Here is a 23,084-nt window from a genome sequence, read left to right as displayed (position 1 = left end):
AATTAATTCTGAACATTAATCGTGGATAAAGGTGCTGGTCGATTATTTATTCCTTATCTGGCTTCGGACTGTTTTTATCTCCAGAATCATGTTTTTTACTCGGCTTATTTTGATCTTTTTGAGTGGCCTTGTCTGGTCTCCTGCGTGGATTCCTGGATCTGGATCTACTCTTGCGTGGCCTGGAGGCAGAGTGATCGTGCTCGATTTTCTGTGGCTCGATACCTAATGATATATCTAGCTGGTGCCCATCAATACTCTCTTTGTCCAAGAGTATTTCAGATACTTTGATCAGCTTTTCCTTATTATTTGTAAGAATGGCTGTGGCTTTTTTATAGGCAGTGTCGATAATTCGCTTTACCTCAGTATCGATCTTCTTTGCCATATCTTCACTGAAGTCACGGTGCATACCCAGATCACGGCCAATGAAGATCTCTTCTTTCTTCTGTCCGTAGGTCAATGGACCCATTTTATCACTCATACCCCACTCGGTGACCATCTTTCGAGCCAATGAGGTTGCCCTTTCGATATCATTCCCTGCACCTGTTGTCATCTGATTCAGAATCAGTTCCTCGGCTACCCGGCCACCCATAAGAATGGCTAACATTCCTTCCATGTGTTCACGAGAATAATTATAGCGGTCATCCACTGGTATTTGAGCGGTAAGGCCCAAAGCGCGACCACGAGGTATGATGGTCACTTTATGCACTGGATCCGCACCTTCAGTAAATCTGGCCACCAGAGCATGACCTGCTTCATGAACTGCAGTCGTACGTCTTTCCTTATCATTGATGACCATACTACGTCGTTCGGTTCCCATCATCACCTTGTCCTTGGCCTGTTCAATATCAACCATGGCAACCCGTTGTTTATTATGCTTGGCTGCCAGCAATGCTGATTCGTTCATTAGATTTGCCAGATCAGCACCTGACATTCCAGGGGTGCTCTTGGCAATAATATCAAGACGAACATTTTTGGCCAGGGGTATGTCCTTGGAGTGTACTTTAAGGATGGCTTCGCGTCCTCTAACATCCGGATTATCAACTGTAATCCGGCGGTCAAACCGACCGGGGCGCAATAAGGCTGAATCCAGAACATCTGGACGATTTGTTGCCGCCAGGAGTATAAGATTATCTGTGGTTTCAAACCCATCCATCTCAACCAGCAAAGCGTTCAGGGTTTGCTCGCGTTCATCGTGACCGCCACCGAGTCCGGCACCACGTTGACGACCGACAGCATCCAATTCATCAATAAAGATGATACAGGGGGCATTCTTTTTACTCTCCTCAAAAAGATCACGCACACGACTGGCACCCACACCTACGAACATTTCAACAAAATCAGCGCCACTAAGACTGTAAAATGGAACAGAAGCTTCACCAGCAACAGCTCTGGCAAGCAATGTTTTACCGGTACCGGGAGGTCCAACTAACAGGGCACCTTTCGGGATCTTACCACCCAGTTTTTGAAATCGCTCGGGATGTTTAAGATATTGAACGATCTCTTTCAGCTCATCCTTGGCTTCTTCACAGCCAGCTACATTGTGAAAAGTGATTTGAGGCTTTTCATTGTCAATGATCTTTGCCCGGCTTTTACCGAAACTGAATATTCCTTTCGTGCCACCTGCTCCACCCTGCATGCGACGCATGAGGAAAAACCAGAAAAAGATGATCAGGAACCAGGGCAGCACCTGGAACAAGTAATCAACCCAATCCCGGGTTTCATCCTGAAACTCATAGCTTATTCCCATTTCGTCCCATTTGGCCAAGACTTCACTATCAATGACCGGTGACAGAACCACCCAAAATTTAACATAGTCCGTTGTCACCCCATTGATCACATCTGTTTCAGGCAGTTTCAGAACACCATGGAAATGGTTTTTGATCAGGACAGCAGATTCGATCTTGCCCGCCTCTAATAGCTCCTGATATTCCGTGTAAACAAGCTTTTTGACGGGCTGTGAATCTGTGTTCAATAATTGCGCAAAGAAAAAGACTGAAACCAATATAGCTACCCAGAGCAAGGTGGTTTTTAACCCTTTTTGCCAGTTTTCATTGCCTTCTGTTGGGCGAGTGATTTTGATATTAGTGGATTTTTTTACCGGTTTAGAATCAGATTTCCGTGATTTATCACCTTGCTTACCTGAACCTGATCGATTTTGAGGTCGTTTTGGTGGCCTTTGACGATTTTTTGAGCCCTGATCTTTTCTTTTGGAAGACCGATCTGGATTACGATTTTGTTTATTGTCTGTGTTCATTTAAATCCTTTTATACATTCATGTCTGTAGGGAATGCCCAAATGGAGGGCAAGTTCCTGAATTTTTGGTCAAGATCCAAACCATAGCCAACCAGAAAGCGGTCTGCTACTTCAAATCCAATGTATTCGGCTTCGAATTTCAGCTTTAAACAATCAGGTTTAAGCAGTAGCGAAGCAAATGCTACTGAGCTGGGTTCATTCTCCAGGATACGATGCTTCAAAAAGCGAGCGGTTAAGCCACTATCGATAATATCTTCAACAATTATCACATCGCGGCCGGTCACAATACAGCTGATATCTTTTATAAGTCTGACTGTTCCTGACGATTGGGTTCCTGAATGATAAGAGGATACTTTGATAAAGTCCATTTCACACTCGATCTCAAGCCGTTTGGCAAGATCGGTAAGAAAGAAAACAGAGCCATTCAGCACGCCGATCAGGATTGGTACTTTTCCTGCGTAATCTGCTGAAATTTCCTTGGCCAGTTCAGCGGTACGAGTTTCGATCTCAGCTTGAGTATAAACTTCTTCAAGTATCTGACCCGAATATTTCCCCATGTTCTCGACTTTACGTGTTCTCATTCAAACGTTCCCTCTTGGAATTTTACTCTAAAACAGTGCCTAACTTCATTTTCTATACAATCTGACAAATCCACCAACCCTGAAACAGCCGTCCGAATACCGGGCACCCAAACGATCACTCCCCTGTGTTCAAGAACCGGGTAGACAGATTTCAGAGCTGGTGCCACATGGGCTTCCTGAAGAATCTGCTTGATCGTGATCCATTTATCTGATGGATGGATCTTCATTTTATCTCCCTTAACATGCATACGTAAACGGTAATGCTCAGGATCACTACTATACCAGAAATGGTCAGGATCCTGCACATGAGTGTGAATTGATAGTGCCAGAGTCTCCCACTCAAAGAAGGGAAAGACATCATGAAACAGGTCTGTCATATCCATCGAATTCCACTCAAGAGCATGCCTTTTAATGAAGGCAATACTGTTCCGGTTCCGGATAGCGATCACCGAACCTGGAAGGTGAGTTTCTCTGGCAATTGCATGCTTGGGTAATAGCGATCTAAGAGCCTTAAAGTGCTGGGCTGATAATCCTTGAGACATTGAAGAAATTGCTTGAAAAGCGCTGTCAAAAATCACTTTTTGAATCGGCGAAAAATAGTCGGTGAGTTTCCCCAATCCTAATGATATATTTTGAGCATTACCCCGTCTAATATCAATATTATCAACTACTACTGCACTCCTTGCAGTTTTTTCATGGAGGACACTTCCTAATTGACTAATTTCTGTAAAGAGGGTCCTCCAACGAGGATCGATGGGGTCATCCATAAATGGGATCAGCTTTACCCTGATATTGTTCCTTAAGATATTTATATCTGCATTGGACTTATCGATGCAATAGCTTAAGCCTTCCTGCTGTGCATATGCTTCGATTTCAGCTCGGGAATACTGCATCAACGGGCGCACAAAATGATCCTGGTGCTCTGCAACTCCAGCCAAGCCCTTTATCCCGGTTCCCAGATATAGATTCATCAGGATGGTTTCGATCTGGTCATCTTCATGCTGACCCAAAGCAATCCAATCATAACCTTGTTCTTGATTGACTCTTCGGAAACTCGCTCTTCTTCTCAGACTACCAGCTTCCTCAATACTGAGTTTGTGTTGATTTGCATATTCACGAATATTTTCAGAAATTACATGAACCTTACAACCATATCTTTTCCCAAGTTCTTGTACAAATGAAAGGTCTGACTGACTATCAACCCCCCGTAACTGATGATCGAAATGGACAATGTCACCATGGATATCAGGTATTTTCTGCAGGAGATGCAATAGAACTGTGGAATCGATACCACCTGAACAAGCACACAGAATCTTTTGACCGGGATGATACCAGCTGGATGTTGACAGTGTCTCTTCAAATGTTGCTCTAGAAAGCATAAAATAAAAAGCGACTCCAGGTTCTATACATGTGGAGCCGCTTTATTTTCAAACGAGGTGATAGGCGATTACGAGTCAAAAATTTAACAATGGTTTATACTTCATCAAAGAACCAGTCTTCCAGGGATTGGATCTTTTGTTCATAAGAATTTGGATACATGAACCAGGTGGCTGCTGAAATAGAACTTAGCAGGGAATTGCCATCCTGAGGAGTGAAACAAAAGCCAACCAGTTCCTTGCCGCCATCAAGCAGGTGCAGGCTGGGCGTTGAAATTACCGTTTGATTCAAGATCCGACCATAATGACCATGATCTCTTCCAAAAGAAAAAACCTGACTTGATAATTTCTTCTCTGTGATTGCCACCAGCGGATTTTCTTCAAATATTTGCATAATCTGAGGCATGGTCATGGCCTCTTTCATTTTAAGGTTAAAATGAATGATATGCATATACTGGGTATTCAATTTCATAGCAGATGAAAAGATATTCAGATCATATCCGAGAGTTTTGAACAAGTTTGCTGCATCCTTGGCATGGTGGGTGCCGAACCGCTCTGAACTATGCGACCCAACCTCAGGTGCTGGAATGAAATCACTGGCCTGACTTAGATCATTGGCGCGTCGAATCATCACAAAGCGTCCATCTATCAGGTTATCCGGATCACCATTATGAATGCCGATAGTTTTAACCAGTGAGGAAAGGTTGTGTGTATTGCATGATACTACCTGGAGGAATCTATCCTCACCATGGACAAGTGCTTCATCATTGATGCTCCTGGCGTATGGCTTTCCAAAACCGAATTCACTACCCTGGGCGATAAATCCCAAGGTGTTGTGGTCATAATTATGATAATACTTAACCTTGTTCTTATGACCAACTCCCTTTGGTGTACAGTCAATCACAACGGAAGCCCGGTCAATGGAATCTATAGTTGAAAATGCCGGCTTGATCCCAATTTCCTTGAATCCTTCAAATGCCTCAGTATCCGTTACGAGGCGGGCACCGCGTTTCAGCAAACGCATCACTTTTGCATGCTCACTCTTTAGCGGAGTTCTTTTATGAAAAGTGATCTCATCAATACCTAGATCATCTTTATAATCACATAAAAGTCCGATCAGTGGTTCACCAATGGTTCCAGTTCCAACGACATGTACAATCTTTTTTGACATTTCAAGTCCCCTTATTTTTTGGCATCAATAAGTTCTTTAAGCAGTGTCACTTCCTGTTCAATTCGATTGGTTTTTTTATTCATGTACAACATGAAACTAAAAATGCCCAGCCAAATGATGGTATAGGCCATAAAAAGATAGATATAGGCATTCATTTAGAGAATCTCCATTTCCTTGAATTGTTTATTGAGGGTGTCTTCCATTTCCAATAACTCGTATCGTTTTCGCAATATATATATGTACAAAATGGTGAATGTAGCCAGCGAGAACATGAAGGTAAAGAACATGGGAGCAGCCAGACTGCCATCACCGCTGGCCATGACTGCTTTGGGATGTTGAGTCTCCCACCAGCGAATGGAATAATAAACGATGGGAACATCGATAAAACCGATAATTCCCACTACCGCCGAAAGATTCGCTCGTTTGCTGCCATCTGGTAAATAACGACGCAGCATCAGGTAGGCTACATAGATCAGCCACAAAATCAGAGATGATGTCAGGCGGGCATCCCAGGTCCACCAAATGCCCCAAACCGGTTTGGCCCAGATCGGTCCTGTAACTAGAACCAGTGTAATAAAAAGAACCCCTATCTCTGCTGAAGCAACGGCTGTGAGTTCCCACTTACGTTGACGAGTAGCCAAATATCCGACACTGGATACGAATACAACAAAGAAGGATAAAAATCCTATCCAGGCACTGGGAACATGAAAGTAGAATATCTTCTGAGCGATCTGCTCAGCTGTATTTGAGGCTTTTATCTGAGGGACCCACATAAAGATCAGAAAGATGCAGGTCAAAAATGCCACCAAGAGTATGCCGAGTAATATTTTATCAATATTTTGTCTCATAGTTACCTTATAACTTGGGTGAGTTGAGGAAGCAAGTCACCTTAATCCTCCAGAATAAAATCAAACAGCATATAAGCAATTGTAAAGAATATTACATCAAAGGCAGTAATCCTGATCAATAATGGATAGAAGGATGATGTTAACTCTCCGGCCAGCACCATTCCAGTCAGATTGACTGACCAGATCACAATGGGTGAGACCAGCGGCCATAGTAGCAAAGAAAGCAGGATCTGCTGATTACGTGTATGCACTGCCACTGCTGACAGGATCGTGCCGAGACTGGTAAATCCTATTGTACCGGCCAGAATAACTGGAACCAGCAGGAGGATTTGAAGTGAAAGCTGAAGATCGTAGAATATGATGAAAATAGGGAATATCAGAATTTCAAAAAGCAGCATGATGATGGTAACGCTGAGAAATTTACCCAGATAGATCTGTCCCCCATCCACTGGCATCAAAGCCATAGCTCTTAGATTTCCATTTTCCTTTTCAACTGAGAATGAATGGTTTAACCCAAACATGCCTGAGAAGATGAAGGCCACCCAAAGCAAACCGGGAGCGATCTCAAGCATGACCAGCCGGGAAACCTCAAACGTAAAATTGAAGATCACGAAGATCAGTAATGAGAATATCCACATGGCCAGGATACTTTCTTTGGACCGGAATTCCATGCGGAGATCTTTTTGAAGAATGGCCAGTGCTGCTCTCATAAAGCGGTTCGCTCAGAAAAGGATGTGCTGAAATAGTTATTCCGAATCTCGTCTGGAGTGCTGTCTGCCATAGAACCATCGTGCACAATACGATGTTTATCCAAAACAATATAGCGTTCTGACAATTCTTTGGCTGTATGCAGATCATGGGTAGTCAACAAGATGGTTTTTCCCAGTTCCTTCTGAATATTCAAAAGAGAAATGAGCATACCAACAGCTTGCTGATCCAACCCGGTAAATGGCTCATCCAGTAATAATAAAGATGGCTCATGCAAAAGAGCCCGGGCAATGGTCAGACGCTGGGTCATTCCCCTGGAGAAAGTTGCCACCAGGTCAAAACGACGATGGGTCAATTCCACATCGGCCAGCAGTTTGGTTATCCTATGCGATAGATCAGGAACACCATAAATGCGACCGTAATATTCCAGATTCTCCAACGCGGTCAAATTTCCATATAAAAACATTTCGTGGGAAATGACGGCCAGTTTAGCTTTATTAATTTTAGCACTGGGATCTGTACCGAATAGTTTAATACTTCCGCTACTTGGTTTGGAAACACCACTCATGATATTCAACAAAGTGGTCTTGCCTGCCCCATTTCGTCCAAGGATACTGACAACCTCACCACTTGAAATGGAGAGATCAATATTCCTCAATGCTATAATGCGGCCAAAGTCCTTGCATACCTGATCCAAAACCAATGCCGGGGTTCCCAACTTATTTGATCCGTTCCAGAGTTTTATAGACAGCGATCAATTGTTGTAATAGCTTTTCTTTTACTCTCCCATCTGTAGTAGAATCAGCAGCTCGGTTATAGTCGGCCAGTAGATCTTTTTTCTGTTGTTTGAGAAGGTCGACTGAATCTTTTTTCAAATCGGTATGCTGTCTGACAATGGAAATGAATAGAGCACCCAGGATTAACAGGATCAAAATACCGGATAGAATGAATATATTACTTATGGGCAGGCGATGTTCGACCACAATATTACCTGTATTCTGTTGGCTTTGACCCTGTGTATCAGCCATTCCTTTTCCTGAAACCAGAAATTTAAGTTCGGTTCCAGCAGCCACGCGATCAATGCTGTAGATGGCTACCCCATTCTCATGATCGGTTCCTTCCCGATTAAGACCCGTAGCTGTCACCTTAATATCTATGGGCATGGTATAGACATGAAAATGTTCTACACCGTAACCAACCTCCTCCAGAATTTCTGTCCCTGATGGTTCATATGGCAGGTAATAGGCTATGTCAATCTCTGTATTACCCGGCTTTAAGGCATTTGGAATAAGCTGTCCGGATTCAGTTTCAATGGATTGGGTATTGATTGGCATGTTACCATCTTTAAATGTGAGATAATCGAGTTTGATCACATTCTCAGGTATATACACTTTAATAACACCTGGTGCGCCAATGAAAGTCATGGGTGGGTCAGAGTGATTTTCAAGAACCAGTCGTTTCTGAATGTAGAATTTATCTTCAAAAGCGTATATCACAAAGAACGGCACCGTAGCCTCAATATTGGTAGGCTGATCACTTACATCGTATAGGGTGATTGATGTTTCCCACGCTGTCAGTCCAGGTGCAGGTACAAAAGTGCTCGTATACTTGGTTCCGTTCAAGCTGGCTTGAATCAAATATTGACTCTGGCTGCCTGAATGAATATCCGAAAAAGTAGTCGCCTTACTCACATCAGTCACAGCAGCGACTTCAGCCATGCCGGCTGCAAGATCGATCAAAGCAACTCTATCTGCGTAACCTGGAGTATTGGAAGTGCCATTGATCAAATTGACTCTCAGATCACCCCCCCACAAGGCAGTGAATATCACAAGATTACTCAGCAGGAATATTTGGAGTTTTCTGCTCATGTTAACTCCTGCCCACATTCCATGCAAAATCTAGCACTTGGAAGATTCTCTTTTCCGCAAGTCTTGCAGATGTGTTTCTTATTATTTTTGCTTTTCCCATTGTTGAGTTGCTTGACATCCTGTTCAATTTGAGCGATCAGATCAGCAGACTTTTGATCTTCAAGCTTTTGGATGACACGACCGGCTTCTCTCAAAAAGGATTGACGGATCTTGTTGAAATCCGGTTCGCTTAGACGTCCCATGGCATAATCGAATTCAAGATCAGTGATGTTCCCATAAACCCGTTTTTTCTGATCCTCCAGTGCGTCTGATTCCACGATAAGTGATATCCACGTACTATCTTTTTTAAACAGGGGCAACATTGCCCAGATAAGCGTTGCTGTACCCAGAAGATATGCCAGAATACTCATCATTCACCTCCCTTTGAAAGAGGTGCTGTACCCGCTTTTTTTGTTAATATTCTGAGGTTTGGAATCATGGCGAAAAGGGTTCCAAATACCATGATAAATGAGCCAATCCAAATCAATTTAACGAAAGGATTCCGATAGACTTGAACAATGACTCGCTCGCCATCATTACTCATCCCGGATAATACAGTATAAATATCTTCTCGCAGCGTTGAATAGATATCTACTTCTGTAGAAGGTTGCTCTGAGGCGTAATAATAACGTTTTTCCGGTAGAAGTAGTGTGATAACCTGATTATTTCTGCTCATCTCAAGTTCAAGCGTTTCTGAGGAATAGTTTTCTGTCTCTGCATGATGAATATGATTTGCGGTGAATGTATAGGGTCCAAGTTCGAAGAAATCACCCTCACCTACTTCTGCTCTGGTTTCAGAATTAAAGGCAGTTCCGGTAAACCCGACAAACATGATAACCATGGCAGCATGGATGATATAGCCACCATAGCGTCTTGTGTTCTTCCTGGAAAGCAGGTAGATCGCGACAAAGATATTTTCATCGGTGTTTCGACTACGAATTCTGGCTCCTTTTACAAATTCTATCACGATGGTCCACATGACAAAGAAAGCGATGGCAAATGATCCCAGACTCCAACCATCATGAATCCCAAATCCAATCAGGATCAGAACCAGAGTGAAGCTACCGAGAATAGGCCAACCAAAACTGCGTTTTAATGTCTCAACCGAAGTATGCCTCCATGCCAGTAACGGTCCAACACCAGTGAGCAACAGCAACGCCAAACCAATGGGGATCATAATATTATTGAACCAGGGAGGTCCTACTGTGATCTGATCACCGGTGAATATTTCACTGATAACGGGAAACAGGGTGCCCCATAATACCGCGATAGTAGCCAATAAAAAGAGTAGATTATTAAACAGAAAACCGCTTTCTCTGGAAATAAGAGACTGCATTTCCTCATCCGGTTTAAGGTCTTTTCGCCTGTACAATAGTAAACTGATACTGAGTAACGTGGAGATAGTGAGAAAAACTGCAAATGCCGGTCCCAGTCCTGAATTAGAAAAGGCATGAACCGAGCTGACAATCCCGCTGCGGGTCAGGAAGGTGCCAAATATTGAAAGTAAATAGGTGGCGATCACCAGGGTCATATTCCAGATCTTGAGCATTCCCTTGCGTTCCTGTATCATCACTGAATGCAGATATGCTGTGGCTGTCAACCAGGGTAGTAAAGAGGCATTTTCAACTGGATCCCAGGACCAATAGCCACCCCAGCCAAGTTCAACATAAGCCCACTTGCCACCTAGAACGATGCCAGCTGCCAGAAAGCCCCAGGCGGTCAACGCCCAGCGCCGAGTAGAGTGGATCCAACCAGCATCCAGCTTCCCGGTGATTAAAGCGGCAATGGCAAAGGCAAATGGGACAACAGATCCAACATAGCCAATGAACAGGATCGGTGGATGAATAATCATAGCCGGATGCTGCAATAGGGGGTTTAAGCCACGACCGTCACGCACCGTGAATTCTTGAAGCTGGTTTCCCAGATCCTGATAGAGCGTATCAAAAGGATTGCTGACAAAGACACTCAAAATGGAAAAGAATACCATGGTACTGGCCATTACAAACAGGACGTATGGCATGAGATCATTGTTTTTGTGACGATTCTGGTAGGCAACGATGGCGATAAATACCGTTATGATCCAGGTCCACAATAACAGCGAGCCATTATGGCCAGCCCACAATGCCACTATCTTATAAAACATGGGTAAGGCATAATTGGTATTACTGGCAACGTACTCAATGGAGAAATCGCTGGTAACTAATAGATATTCCAGAGCCAGTACAGCAAATGTTGCCAACCCAAAAGCAGCATAGGCACCCCGGCGGGCAGCTTCAAACAGTCCGCGTCTTTTGGTGACACCTGCCGCCAATGCGATCAGCATCGTAAAGACGCTTACGGGAAACAGAAAAAGTAAAAGAATATTTCCAAGATCAGCCATATTGATAACTCATAGTTCCAGGTTTAGATAGCAGCGGATGAATAATCCGCTTCATATTTAGAGGCACATTTTGCTTGAATACGTTCAGCATTAAAAACACCGTCTTCAGCGAGTCTTCCAGAAACAACAACTTCAGCATCCATCTCATTATTAAAGGTGTCCGGTATGGGATCCTTGCCAATGTAGTGGATAAGCAATTCGGAATTACCCTCAGTGATCACAAAATCCAGATCGAGATTATTGCGAATGATACTGCCTTTTTTGAGGCTCCCATTAACCTTTAACGAAAGTGATCTGGCACGAGAACCCATCAGTTGAACTTCACTTACACTTTTTGAGTAGGACATGGTACTATCTTCCTGCATACCCTGCACCGCTAAAACGATCACAGCGGCAATAATTACTGCACTACCCACTATGAACTTTATTTTATTATTCAAAAGAATAACTCCTTTATTATGATTTAACCTGAATAATTCATAGCCACTAAGTCACCAAGACACAAAGTTTAATAAAATATATGCTTATCAAAAATTATCACTCACAGATGTAAATAATACTGTTTAAAATGACCTTGTTCATAACTTTAATACTTTTCGTGACTTAGTGTCTTCGTGGCAATAATTCATGAATAATGCAGGTTAAACATGTTTAACACTTTTGCCGTCAAGCTTAACCGAGCCGGAGTCAGATCAACTGGATAAACAGCCACAGGCTCACCGGAAATAATATTTGCCGGATTATCCTTGAGTAGCAGATCAGCATACTCTTGACTGTAATGCTCTGTCAACCAACGGTATCCAGGTTTCGTATAAAGCGGTCTGGATTGCATATTATGACTATCGCTCCCTACCAGGTGCACGGCATCTCTATCTAATAAAAAGTTTGCCAGTTTTTCAGTATTTGGCCCAAGGGTTCCTAGAAATGATCCAATATCAACTTGTAATGGACAACCCATATTGATCAATACTTCCAAGGCCACAGGATCACGCTGCCATGGTTTAATTCGTTCTGGATGAGCAATGATCGGGATGATCCCCTTGCGGGTGATATCATATATGATCCGTTCCAGATTATTGGGTACAGAATGAAATGAAAACTCCAGCAACAGATATTTTCCACCTATGAGAACATCGAGTTCTTCTAAAATGATGGGGAGCATGTCCTGATACCGTACTTCAGCGGCAATAGATACTTCAAGTGGTATCTTGTATGCTTCCAGCAAGTTCAGGAGGGTCTGACTCCCCGTCTGAACTTTCGATCTCCACTCTGCAGTGGTTTTAATGATATCTGCTTCATAAAGATGAGGTGTCAACACGAGGTGCTTGACTCCCTGGTTCACGGCTTCCTGGAGCATGGAAAGGGCTACATCCTTGTTTTTGGCTCCATCATCAACTGCGGGTAGGATGTGATTGTGAATATCTATCATAATTTAGTCTGATACCGGATTCTTAGAAAACAGGGGTTTCTGTATAAGTTCCATAAACTTGCTTCATTGCATCGACCATTTCTCCAAGAGTTGCAGATTTTCGGACCGCTTCCAATAGTGGAGGCATGATATTCTCACCACTTTCACAGGCTTTTGTAAGAGTACTTAGGGCCAGATCTGTTTCAGGTTGGTTTCTGGATCTTCTCAGTGCTTGCACTTTTTCAACTTGATCCAATTCTACTTGTTGATCAATTTTTAAAACGGGTATATCAATATCTTCATTCTCGCGTATAAAGGCGTTTACCCCAACTATGAGACGCTTTTTACTATCATATTTACGCGCGATATCATAAGCGGCTTTTCCAATTTCACGCTGAAAATAGCCAGCTTCAATTGCGGGGATAACCCCACCCAGTTCATCAATGATCTCAAAATATTTTTCTGCTTCTGCTTCCATTTTATCTGTCATAGCTTCAACATAATAGGAACCAGCAAGGGGATCAATGGTGGAAGCGACGCCTGTTTCATAGGCAATGACCTGTTGAGTCCTTAAAGCAATCTCAACACTCTTTTCAGTAGGTAACGCCAAGACTTCATCCATGGAATTGGTATGCAGTGATTGAGTGCCACCCAGTACACCTGCCATGGCTTCGAAAGCAGTTCTGACAATATTATTTTCCGGTTGAGGAGCAGTAAGACTGTGTCCTGCCGTTTGGGTATGGAATCTTAGCATCCAGGAGCGCGGATCCTTGGCACCGTATTTTTCCTTCATTCGCTTGGCGTAGATCCGGCGAGCTGCTCTGAATTTCCCGATCTCTTCAAAGAAATCAATGTGTGAATTAAAGAAAAAGCTCAAACGACGAGCGAATTTATCAATATCAAGTCCGCGTTCGATGGCAGCCTCCACGTAAGCAAAACCATCAGCCAGGGTAAATGCGAGTTCTTGAGCGGCAGTTGATCCAGCTTCACGAATATGGTAACCGGAGATCGAGATGGTATTGTAGGCCGGCATGTGATCAGTACACCATTCGATCATATCCGTAATGATATGCATGGATTGTTCAGGTGGAAAAATAAATTCTTTCTGGGCGATATATTCTTTCAGAATATCGTTTTGTAGCGTTCCCCGTAATTTTTCAGAGGATACCCCCTGCCGTTCGCCCACAACGACATACATTGCCATTAGTATAATTGCTGGACCATTAATGGTCATGGACGTGGAAACCTGATCCAGCGGAATTCCATCAAACAGAATCATCATATCATCAATGGAGTTGATCGAAACCCCACAGTGTCCCACTTCACCCAAAGAAAGTGCATGATCTGAATCATATCCCATGAGGGTGGGCATATCAAAAGCCGTACTCAAGCCGGTTTGGCCCTGTTCCAGTAGAAACTTGAAGCGTTGATTCGTATCCTCGGGAGTACCAAACCCGGCAAACTGACGCATGGTCCACAAGCGACCCCGATACATATTGGGATGCACTCCCCTGGTGAATGGATACTCGCCAGGAAAACCCAATTGTTCCATATATTGATCAAGATCTTTCTGACTTTCATCAGGCAGATGCATCAATTCATTTTCTAGACCTGAGACCGTCTCATAATCATAGTCCCGATCACCGGCTTCTGACACTTTTTCTTTCCAGCGTTTGAGGCTGTCATGGTAGGAATGATTCGGCATTAGTTCTGCACTCCTGGTTCTATTTTAGGACTTTGAGAATTGCCGCAGCAATTTCTTCAGGGGTTAATTTGACTTCAGCCAATAATTGAGATCTGGTTCCATGGGTAACAAAATCATCAGGTAAAGTATGCGTATGGACTTTGGCTGCTCCTGCAATGGAAGCTGAGAAAGCTTCAATGGTCTGTGACAGACTGCCAGGATAGTTATTTTCTTCGACTACGAAAATATGCGAATATCGTTTCAATGCCTTTGTAAGCAGTTTCTTATCATAAGGCTTAACGAATTTAGCATCGATTCGACTGGCTGAGATCCCTTCAGAAGTCAAAATTGTGGCGACCTTATCTGAGATACCATTCATGGATCCAACCGCGATAATGACCGTATCCTGTCCTTCAGCCAAGGTCTCCCAGTTGCCAATCTCCAATACTTTACTTTTAACAGTTTTGCGATTCTTTTCAGCAGAAGCTTTTGGGTATCTAATAAAAAATGGCCCCTCTGTGTAATGTAAAGCCGTCTGCATCAAGTGCCGCAATTCCTCCCCGTTCCTGGGTGCTGTTACCACCACACCGGGAATGCTTGTGAGATAAGCTAAATCAAGTACGCCATGGTGGGTTGGACCATCTTCACCAACCAGGCCAGCCCGATCCAGCATAAAAACAACAGGCAGCTTTTGAACAGCGATATCATGCATCAGCATATCATATGCCCGTTGCATAAATGTGGAATAGATCGCTACAAATGGTTTGAGACCTCGGGATGCCAGGCCCGCGGCAAAAGTAACAGCATGTCCTTCGGCGATCCCAACATCATAGAAACGCTGGGGGTGTTTTTCTGAAAAACCTGATAGACCAGTTCCATCACGCATTGCGGCTGTAACCGCTACGATCCGTTTATCTTTTTCGGCAAGCTTTGTGAGTTCTTCACCAAATACAGTCAAATACGGTGGGGTAATTTTTGCCGGAGTTTTCTCCCCTGGTTTGGAAGCAGGAGCGATCCCATGAAATTTTGCTGGATTTTCTTCAGCTTCTGTAAGGCCCAATCCTTTTTTTGTAATGATGTGTAACAGGATCGGTGTGTTGATATCTTTGATATTTTCCAATGTTTCGATCAGATGCGGGAGATCATTCCCATCTATGGGTCCAAAATATCGAATACCCATTTCATCAAATATCACACCGGGAACCAGCAAGTTCTTGAGGCTCTCTTCAACTTTTTTGATACCGGTACGGACAGTGCTTTTTCCAACTGGCAATTTCCCGGTGATCTTCCATAACTCTTCCCTAACTTTGTTATACAAAGGGTTGGTGGTGATCTTAGAGAGGTACTTGGCCATAGCACCTACATTGGGTGAAATTGACATCTCATTATCATTCAGAACGATCATCATTCTAGTACGCAATGACCCCAGGTTATTCAAACCCTCAAAAGAAAGTCCACCGGTGAGAGCACCATCTCCAATGACAGAGATAACCTGGTGATTTTCACCTTTTAGATCTCGGGCAATGGCAAATCCGACACCGGCAGAGATTGATGTAGAGGCATGTCCAGCACCATAGATATCGTGCTCACTTTCTTTTGGTTTGCAAAAACCGCTGATACCACCGTATTGTCGAATGGTCTTGAGTGCTTCCCGCCTTCCAGTAAGGATTTTATGCGCATAAGCCTGGTGGCCTACATCCCAGATAATCTTGTCTTTTGGAGAATCAAAGACCAGATGCAAAGCAACTGACAGTTCAACGACACCCAGGGTTGGTGCCAGATGTCCACCTGTCTCAGAAACCACTTCGATGGTATATTCGCGAATTTCCTGACAGAGCTGCACCAATTTATCAACTGACAGTTTTTTAAGATCTGATGGATCATTGATAGTTTCAAGCAATTTATACTTATCCGACATGGACAATTTCCCTCTATTTTAAAACAAGTTGATCCACAAAGTATTTATGAATACTGGGATCCTCGGTCAGCTCAGGGTGGAAGGCCGCAACCAGTACATTTCCCTGCCTCAATAGCACAGGATCAGAGCCATAAACAGCCAGAGATTCCACATCGTGACCAATGTTGTGGAATTTAGGCGCACGAATAAAGATCGCGTGGAAATCATGATCCATTATTTTTGGAATTATGAGTGCAGTACTAAAGGATTCAACTTGCCTGCCATAGGCATTGCGGTGGGCAGTATAATTGATCTTGTTGAAACAGCGTACTCTATTGTCCTCTATCTGATTGCCCAAAAGAATGGCACCGGCACAAGTACCAAAGACTGGCAAGGTTTCCAACATATCATTGAGAGGTTCCCATAAGCCTTCATTCTCAAGCAGCAGGGTCATGGTAGTTGATTCGCCACCAGGCAGAATCAGGGCATCAATTAATTTGAGGTCTTGTGCTTCGCGAACAGCCCGACATTTTATGCCCAAACTGCCCATGCTATGCGCATGTTTGGCAAAACTGCCCTGGAGTGCAATGACACCAACGGTCAAATCTTCGTATTCAGGTTTAGTCAGCAAATATCTTCTCCTACCACCCTCTATCCTGCATCCGTTCTTCTGGAGCTATTTCACTCATGTCCAGACCACGCATGGCGGATCCAAGACCCTCTGAGATCTCAGCCAACTTATCAGGCTTGTCATAAAATGTGGCAGCCTGAACAATTGCTTTAGCCATGGCAGCGGGATCTTCGGACTTAAATATGCCCGATCCCACAAAAATAGTTTCTGCACCCAGCTGCATCATCAAAGATGCATCAGCCGGGGTGGCAATTCCACCAGCAGAAAAATTAGGTACAGGTAGTTTTCCAGTAGCGGCAACTTGCACCACCAGGTGGAATGGTGCACCCATTTCTTTGGCGATAGCCATCAGTTCGTCATCTTTCAGGGTGGCCAGTTTGGCTAATTCCATATTGATCGTGCGCATGTGTCGCACTGCTTCAACTATGTTTCCTGTGCCTGGCTCACCTTTGGTCCGGATCAGAGCAGCTCCCTCCCCAATGCGCCTTAAAGCCTCTGACAGATTCGTGGCGCCACACACAAAAGGAGTCTTGAAATCATGTTTCCAAATATGATTGGACTCATCAGCAGGGGTTAGTACTTCACTCTCATCAATATAATCCACTTCAAGTGCTTCCAGGATCTGTGCTTCAGCAAAATGACCGATCCGGCATTTAGCCATGACAGGTATTGAGACTGCGCGTTGGATCTCTTTGATCATTTTGGGGTCTGAAGATCGAGCAATACCACCATCCCGACGAATATCTGCAGGTATCCGTTCCAGTGCCATCACAGACACGGCACCTGCCTTTTCAGCAATTTCAGCTTCTTTTGGGGTAGTTACATCCATAATAACCCCACCCTTTAGCATTTCTGCCAAACCGGTCTTAACTTCAAATAGATCTTTTTTCATTTTCTTATTCTCCAAAATAATATTCACTCACGTGATTCCACGTGTAAGGTTCGCAAATGTTCAACAACTTCATCGATCAGATCATCTGGTGATGAAGCTCCGGCTGATACGCCCACTGTTTCGGCTTGATCAAACCAGTCATGATCAATATCCTCTACTTTTTCCACCATGTAAGACCGGGGATTAAGTAAAAGCGAAACTTCGAGTAGACGTTTGGTATTAGCGCTGGTAAAGGATCCTACTATGATCATGACATCAGAAGCTGGTGCTAATTCCTTGATCTGTCCCTGATTTCTACGGGTTGGAAAACAAACCGTGTTCACAAATCTCAAGTCAAAGATCTTCATGGAGAGAATGCCAATGATATTCTGTACATTTTCGATCATTTGGGTGGATTGTGACACAACCCCGGCTTTTTTAAGCCTGGGAACAGCCTGGGCTTCCTCAGCTGTGGCAATAACCGTAGAGTCGGGAACCTGAGCTTGAATGCCAATCACTTCATCATGCCCATGATCACCAATGATAAATAATTTTCGACCTTCTTCGTGAAGCTTCTTGATTTCTGAGTGGATCTCATGAACCAGCGGACAAGTTGCATCCACTATCTTAAGATCGTGTCGTGATGCTGTTTCCCAAAGCTCAGGTATGGTTCCATGTGCTCGAAAAAGAACAGGTGCATCTACCACATCAGCTATAGAATCCACAACTTTTATATTTTCTTGTTCAAGTTGGGCAACCACCCGCTCATTGTGGACAATATCACCCAGCATATAAACCTTGCCATGTTCTCTGGCGGTTTTACGTGCTTTTTCAATAGCGTCTCGCACACCGAAACAAAAACCGGCTTCTTTAGCAACTTTAACTTTGAGCAATTCAGACATTGGCATCCCAATCCTTAATTGCTTGCCGACACTCTTCCACAACTGCTTTCCCGGCATTTTCAAGACTATCATCAATACGACAGCCCGCTGCAAATGCATGTCCACCGCCATTAAAATGATAAGCAACTGTATTTATGGGAATATGGCCTTTTGAACGAAAGCTGACATCAGTGGGCTGGTTTGACATTTTTATGAGGGAAACACCTATCTCAACACCTTTGATAGACCGAATGAAATCAGAAAGTGAATGCAGATCATCAGGTGTTGCACCCAGAGACTGTAATTCTTCATAATCGATCAAAGACCAGGCTAAACGTCCGTCACAATCATAGTTCAGCTCACGTAACAAATGTTGAAGGACTTGTAAACGTCCCGGTGTATTCAGATCCTCATAAATACTTACATATAATTCATAAGGCTTGACCCCTGCAGCGACCAGGTTTCCGGCAGCAAAAAATGTTTCAGGATCAGTATTGTTGAAGCGAAAATTTCCAGTATCACTCATAATGGCAGCATAGAGTGGTTTGGCTATTCTGAAATCATTCGGTGAAGCAGCTTCGAGCTCGCTGAGAAGATCATAGATCAATACACCTGTTGAGCTGGCAGATGGAAAATCATACCGATAATCAAACTGTGTCTTATCACCGGGATGGTGATCGATACTGATCTTGATTGCACTACTTTCGCCAAAAGCAGGACCGATATCTGAGAGACGACTGTAGTGTCCAATATCAAAAGCAATGAATACATCAACGCTGGAGATGATATCCTTGTGAAGTGCTGGATCAAAGACCTGTATCTCGTCTCTTTCAGTCAGGAATTCAAGGTTCACACGCATTTTTGAAGGGTTTAAGATTTGGACTGATTTGCCTTTACTTTCCAAATATCTGGCCAGGCCAAGTTCAGATCCTATTCCATCTGCATCAGGTTCGAGATGAGTCGAGAAAACGAATGAATTGTTGTCATTTAGAATCTTTTTTAATGATTCCCAATCGCGCTTTTCTCTAAAATATTGCTGATCCATATATGTAAAACTTCCCTTAGGCAGTTTAGCATTTCACTTTTTCATTTTCGCAGATCTTACACTGACCCGAAACATTGAATATATTCGTTTCTCTAGCGGATACAAACTATTCAGGAGACCCGGAATGGATGATTTGAATATTTATTTCAAAACTATACTATACCGGTTGTATTCCCATATAAATGGTTACGTTTCAAATTATTCCGGAAATAGTGAAAATGGTGAAGACAGATGATATAGCACGCATTTAGAGTGAAAATGGTGTTTGATATTAACAGGGAATTTTGGAATTGGCTATTCTTCAGTAGGTACCTGCGTCACAAATGATTCTTGTGGAGTTAACAGTTATTGATCAATTGAGAGAATGGCGTTCTGGAACCGGCACTCTTCCCATAAGTTCTTCAACGGCGATTTGTGGATCTTTGTCTTCAAATAGTACCTTGAATATCTGTTCAGATATGGGCATCTCAACGCCGGTTTTTTGGATGAGTTGATGTACAGATCTGGCCGTGTTGATTCCCTCAGCTATCATTTTCATTTCAGCAAGAATCTCATTCAGCTTTCGTCCCTTACCCAGTTCAAATCCCACATGGCGGTTGCGGCTGTGAGAGCTTAAACAGGTCACAATAAGATCCCCCATCCCACTTAATCCAGCAAAAGTCTGTTCTTTTGCTCCCAGGTGGACACCCAATCTGGTCATTTCAAAGAGGCCGCGCGTTAACAGTGCTGCCAGTGTGTTGTCACCATAACCCATGCCGGCCAATATTCCGGCAGCTATTGCTACTACATTTTTAAGTGATCCACCATATTCAACACCCAGAATGTCTGTATTGGTGTAGACCCGCAATGTGTCAGACATAAATGCGTTTTGAATAAACTTTGCTGATGATTCATTAGAACAAGCGGCAACAATCGTCGAAGGCATGCCCTTCACTACTTCTTCAGCATGTGTGGGTCCATAGAACGTGGCAATATTTCCAACAGGATGGGTTGGTAACGCATTGGCAATCACCTGACTCATCGTCCTTAATGTATCATTCTCAATACCTTTGGCGACATTCACGATGACTGTGTCAGCAGGGATCTGATCTGCCAGCTTTTTCAAAGTCAGTCCTACTGTATGGGATGGAATAGCCACCAGGATGAGCTCTTTTCCTTTGACGCAGGAATACAAATCAAGTGTGAATTCAAGGGCTTCAGGAAGCGTGATCCCCGGTAGATAGTCCGGTAATTCTTTTTGATCAAGTGCTTGCCTGTAATCCTTTTCCAGGTAAAACCATACTCCAACATCGTGACCATTCGCCAACAAGTGGATCGCTAATGTCATTCCCCAGCTTCCAGAACCAATTACACCTATTTTCATGGATAGTGCCCTCGCAAAAAAAAGCTCCCGATATAAATCAGGAGCTCTTTATACTATTTATGCATTATTATTCGTAAAGTGCGTCTATTTCTTTCTTAAAACGATCTTCAACAACCCGCTTTTTAATCTTCATGGTCGGTGTCAAAGTACCATCCTGGATATTGAATTCCTGGGGAAGCAGCATAATTTTCTTAACCGCTTCGTAGCCACTGAAATCCTGCATAACACCTTCTACTTCACCCATGAGCATGTCATATACCTTAGTATTCTTGATCAATGCTTCAGGGCTGGTATCAGTAATGCCATTATTGCCAGCCCAGGTTTCCAATTCTATAAAATTTGGAACCATAATAGCAGAAACGAATTTCCGTCTGTCGCCAATAACTAAGGCCTGTTCAAAGTACTTATTCAGGATCAAAGCCCCTTCCATTGGTGCCGGGGCTATGTTTTTACCACCAGCAGTAACAATGATGTTCTTTTTGCGATCGGTGATTATGAGGTACTCATTCTCAATTATACCAATATCACCAGTATGGAACCAACCGTCTTCGTTGATCGCCTCTTTTGTACCAACTTCATCTTTGTAATACCCCTTCATGATATGAGGACCACGCGATAAGATTTCACCATCATCGGCAATTTTGACTTCTACACCATCAATTGGAGGTCCAATTGTACCAAAACGGTAGTCATGAATTGGATTCAAGGTAATTACAGGTGAAGTTTCCGAAAGACCATAGCCTTCAAGAATAACAACTCCTGCAACATCAAAGAAACGACCAATTTCTCCAGCCAATGGAGCGCCACCACTCGCAAAAAATCTAAACTTTGGACCTAACAGAGCTTGAACCTTGCTAAGTACCAATTTATCAGCGAGTTTTTTTCTTTTGGCTAATTTTTGTGATATTGTACCAGCATTCCGGGCTTCGACATATGCATACCCGGTTTTAACCGCCCAAGCTGCTATTTTGCGTTTAATGAACGATCCAGCGGCAAATTTTGCTTGAACACCAGCATACATCTTCTCATATAAACGAGGAACTGACATGGCGGCAGTAGGCTCAACCTCTTTCAGGTTTTCAATTACTTTTTCCATGGATTCTGCGTAAGTGATGTTTCCTCCAACATGGGTTCCGACGTAGTCGCCTAACCTTTCAAAACTGTGACTCAGAGGCAGAAAAGAAAGAAATTTGTCGCTCTCAGTTATACCGAGACGAGCGTTACATGCCAATATGTTGCTGACCAGATTTCCATGTGTAAGCATGACACCCTTCGGTTGCCCGGTTGTCCCGCTGGTATAGATAAGTGTCAGGATGTCTTCAGAAGTAACCTTGAGAGCTTCTGCTTCATAATCATAAGTTTGATCAGATTTTTGGAAAGCTTTCCCTTTTTCCATTAGATCGTTGAAAGAGATAATATTCTCATCCTCGTATGACAACGATTCATCAAAAAAGACAATTGTCTTTAATTCAGGACATTGCGACTTGATCTCCAGAATTTTATCCATTTGCAACTGATCCTGGACAAACACCAACTTGGAATCGGAATGAGCAAGGATGTATTGTATTTGACTTGCAATCAGGGTTGGATACACAGTGACAGATGTGGCACCACGTGTAGCAGTTGCATAATCTGAATAAGCCCAGCGACGACAATTGGCCGATAAAATAGCCAGTTTGTCTTTTGGTTGAATATCAATCGAAGCCAATCCATATGACGCATTTTTGACCATTGTATAGACGTCTTTTCCCTTGTCTCCAACCCACTGTCCATCAACTTTTTCAGTGAACAGTTCATTATCCGGATAATTCTTTGTTACGTTAAGAAACATTTCCGCAATCGTTTTAAATTCCACGAGAGCTCCTCCTTTTAGGGGTTTTTATCAGTTTCCTCAATGATAAACATTTTCTTATAAAAGCACAGCATTTTATTGACACGTGCCTTGCAAGAATGTATCATTGCGCGCGCTTTTAGAAATAGCCAGGGTGGCGGAATTGGTAGACGCAGTGGACTCAAAATCCACCGGTGGCAACACTGTGGGGGTTCGACTCCCCCCTCTGGTACTAGACTTCGCTCTGCA

At 43.3% G+C, this 23,084-nt stretch carries 21 protein-coding genes and 1 tRNA gene; 1 reads left to right on the top strand and 21 read right to left on the bottom strand.

Going from position 1 to position 23,084, the window contains the following annotated elements; all coding sequences use genetic code 11:
• Positions 1 to 46: 46 nt before the first annotated feature.
• From ftsH to U9Q77_08250, 21 genes are all read right to left on the bottom strand, one after another.
• The gene (gene ftsH, locus U9Q77_08350) at positions 47 to 2,254 is read right to left on the bottom strand and encodes an ATP-dependent zinc metalloprotease FtsH (protein ID MEA3287371.1); all 2,208 of its coding nucleotides are present in this window, start codon (positions 2,252 to 2,254) and stop codon (positions 47 to 49) included.
• A 10-nt stretch (positions 2,255 to 2,264) separates the two neighbouring features.
• Positions 2,265 to 2,834, bottom strand: coding sequence for a hypoxanthine phosphoribosyltransferase (gene hpt, locus U9Q77_08345; GenBank protein MEA3287370.1), 570 nt, complete (start codon positions 2,832 to 2,834; stop codon positions 2,265 to 2,267).
• The gene (gene tilS, locus U9Q77_08340; GenBank protein ID MEA3287369.1) at positions 2,831 to 4,213 is read right to left on the bottom strand and encodes a tRNA lysidine(34) synthetase TilS; all 1,383 of its coding nucleotides are present in this window, start codon (positions 4,211 to 4,213) and stop codon (positions 2,831 to 2,833) included. Before tilS ends, hpt begins: the two co-directional genes overlap by 4 nt.
• A gap of 94 nt (positions 4,214 to 4,307) precedes the next feature.
• Positions 4,308 to 5,381 carry a hypothetical protein gene (locus U9Q77_08335; protein ID MEA3287368.1) on the bottom strand — a complete coding sequence of 358 codons (1,074 nt, stop codon included), beginning with the start codon at positions 5,379 to 5,381 and terminating at the stop codon, positions 4,308 to 4,310.
• A gap of 11 nt (positions 5,382 to 5,392) precedes the next feature.
• Positions 5,393 to 5,536 (bottom strand): CcmD family protein, encoded by a 144-nt coding sequence (locus U9Q77_08330; GenBank protein ID MEA3287367.1) that lies wholly within the window; start codon positions 5,534 to 5,536, stop codon positions 5,393 to 5,395.
• Entirely contained in the window at positions 5,537 to 6,229 is a 693-nt protein-coding gene (ccsA, locus tag U9Q77_08325) for a cytochrome c biogenesis protein CcsA (GenBank protein ID MEA3287366.1), read from the bottom strand.
• A gap of 41 nt (positions 6,230 to 6,270) precedes the next feature.
• The gene (locus U9Q77_08320) at positions 6,271 to 6,939 is read right to left on the bottom strand and encodes a heme exporter protein CcmB (GenBank protein MEA3287365.1); all 669 of its coding nucleotides are present in this window, start codon (positions 6,937 to 6,939) and stop codon (positions 6,271 to 6,273) included.
• A complete protein-coding gene (locus tag U9Q77_08315) occupies positions 6,936 to 7,655 on the bottom strand; it encodes an ABC transporter ATP-binding protein (protein MEA3287364.1) in 720 nt (239 codons plus the stop codon). Before U9Q77_08315 ends, U9Q77_08320 begins: the two co-directional genes overlap by 4 nt.
• Position 7,656: 1 nt before the next feature.
• On the bottom strand, positions 7,657 to 8,805 hold the full coding sequence (locus tag U9Q77_08310; protein MEA3287363.1) for a hypothetical protein: 1,149 nt from the start codon (positions 8,803 to 8,805) through the stop codon (positions 7,657 to 7,659).
• The gene (locus U9Q77_08305) at positions 8,802 to 9,218 is read right to left on the bottom strand and encodes a zinc ribbon domain-containing protein (protein MEA3287362.1); all 417 of its coding nucleotides are present in this window, start codon (positions 9,216 to 9,218) and stop codon (positions 8,802 to 8,804) included. Before U9Q77_08305 ends, U9Q77_08310 begins: the two co-directional genes overlap by 4 nt.
• The gene (locus U9Q77_08300) at positions 9,215 to 11,224 is read right to left on the bottom strand and encodes a heme lyase CcmF/NrfE family subunit (protein MEA3287361.1); all 2,010 of its coding nucleotides are present in this window, start codon (positions 11,222 to 11,224) and stop codon (positions 9,215 to 9,217) included. Before U9Q77_08300 ends, U9Q77_08305 begins: the two co-directional genes overlap by 4 nt.
• A gap of 23 nt (positions 11,225 to 11,247) precedes the next feature.
• Complete coding sequence (locus tag U9Q77_08295; protein ID MEA3287360.1) at positions 11,248 to 11,664, bottom strand: cytochrome c maturation protein CcmE; 417 nt, start codon at positions 11,662 to 11,664, stop codon at positions 11,248 to 11,250.
• Between the two features lie 185 nt (positions 11,665 to 11,849).
• Complete coding sequence (locus U9Q77_08290) at positions 11,850 to 12,653, bottom strand: CpsB/CapC family capsule biosynthesis tyrosine phosphatase (protein ID MEA3287359.1); 804 nt, start codon at positions 12,651 to 12,653, stop codon at positions 11,850 to 11,852.
• 22 nt (positions 12,654 to 12,675) lie between these two features.
• Positions 12,676 to 14,337 carry a methylmalonyl-CoA mutase family protein gene (locus tag U9Q77_08285; GenBank protein MEA3287358.1) on the bottom strand — a complete coding sequence of 554 codons (1,662 nt, stop codon included), beginning with the start codon at positions 14,335 to 14,337 and terminating at the stop codon, positions 12,676 to 12,678.
• Positions 14,338 to 14,356: 19 nt separating this feature from the next.
• Entirely contained in the window at positions 14,357 to 16,234 is a 1,878-nt protein-coding gene (gene dxs / locus U9Q77_08280; GenBank protein MEA3287357.1) for a 1-deoxy-D-xylulose-5-phosphate synthase, read from the bottom strand.
• A gap of 13 nt (positions 16,235 to 16,247) precedes the next feature.
• Entirely contained in the window at positions 16,248 to 16,844 is a 597-nt protein-coding gene (gene pdxT / locus U9Q77_08275) for a pyridoxal 5'-phosphate synthase glutaminase subunit PdxT (protein ID MEA3287356.1), read from the bottom strand.
• Between the two features lie 10 nt (positions 16,845 to 16,854).
• Complete coding sequence (gene pdxS, locus U9Q77_08270) at positions 16,855 to 17,736, bottom strand: pyridoxal 5'-phosphate synthase lyase subunit PdxS (protein MEA3287355.1); 882 nt, start codon at positions 17,734 to 17,736, stop codon at positions 16,855 to 16,857.
• Between the two features lie 23 nt (positions 17,737 to 17,759).
• A complete protein-coding gene (gene ispH / locus U9Q77_08265) occupies positions 17,760 to 18,617 on the bottom strand; it encodes a 4-hydroxy-3-methylbut-2-enyl diphosphate reductase (GenBank protein MEA3287354.1) in 858 nt (285 codons plus the stop codon).
• Complete coding sequence (locus tag U9Q77_08260) at positions 18,610 to 19,641, bottom strand: bifunctional oligoribonuclease/PAP phosphatase NrnA (GenBank protein MEA3287353.1); 1,032 nt, start codon at positions 19,639 to 19,641, stop codon at positions 18,610 to 18,612. Before U9Q77_08260 ends, ispH begins: the two co-directional genes overlap by 8 nt.
• A 352-nt stretch (positions 19,642 to 19,993) precedes the next feature.
• The gene (locus U9Q77_08255) at positions 19,994 to 21,004 is read right to left on the bottom strand and encodes an NAD(P)H-dependent glycerol-3-phosphate dehydrogenase (GenBank protein MEA3287352.1); all 1,011 of its coding nucleotides are present in this window, start codon (positions 21,002 to 21,004) and stop codon (positions 19,994 to 19,996) included.
• A gap of 67 nt (positions 21,005 to 21,071) precedes the next feature.
• Positions 21,072 to 22,859, bottom strand: a complete 1,788-nt coding sequence (locus tag U9Q77_08250; protein MEA3287351.1) for a long-chain fatty acid--CoA ligase — start codon at positions 22,857 to 22,859, stop codon at positions 21,072 to 21,074.
• 124 nt (positions 22,860 to 22,983) lie between these two features.
• Between U9Q77_08250 and U9Q77_08245 the strand changes: the two genes are divergently transcribed.
• Positions 22,984 to 23,067 (top strand) — tRNA-Leu (locus tag U9Q77_08245).
• The last annotated feature ends 17 nt before the right edge of the window (positions 23,068 to 23,084 follow it).

It is taken from the genome of Candidatus Neomarinimicrobiota bacterium, from assembly GCA_034716895.1.
Classification (GTDB): Bacteria; Fidelibacterota; UBA8477; order UBA8477; family JABMPR01; genus JABMPR01.
The sequence above is the reverse complement of the archived record's forward strand: the minus strand, read 5'-3'. Positions and strand labels throughout refer to the sequence as shown.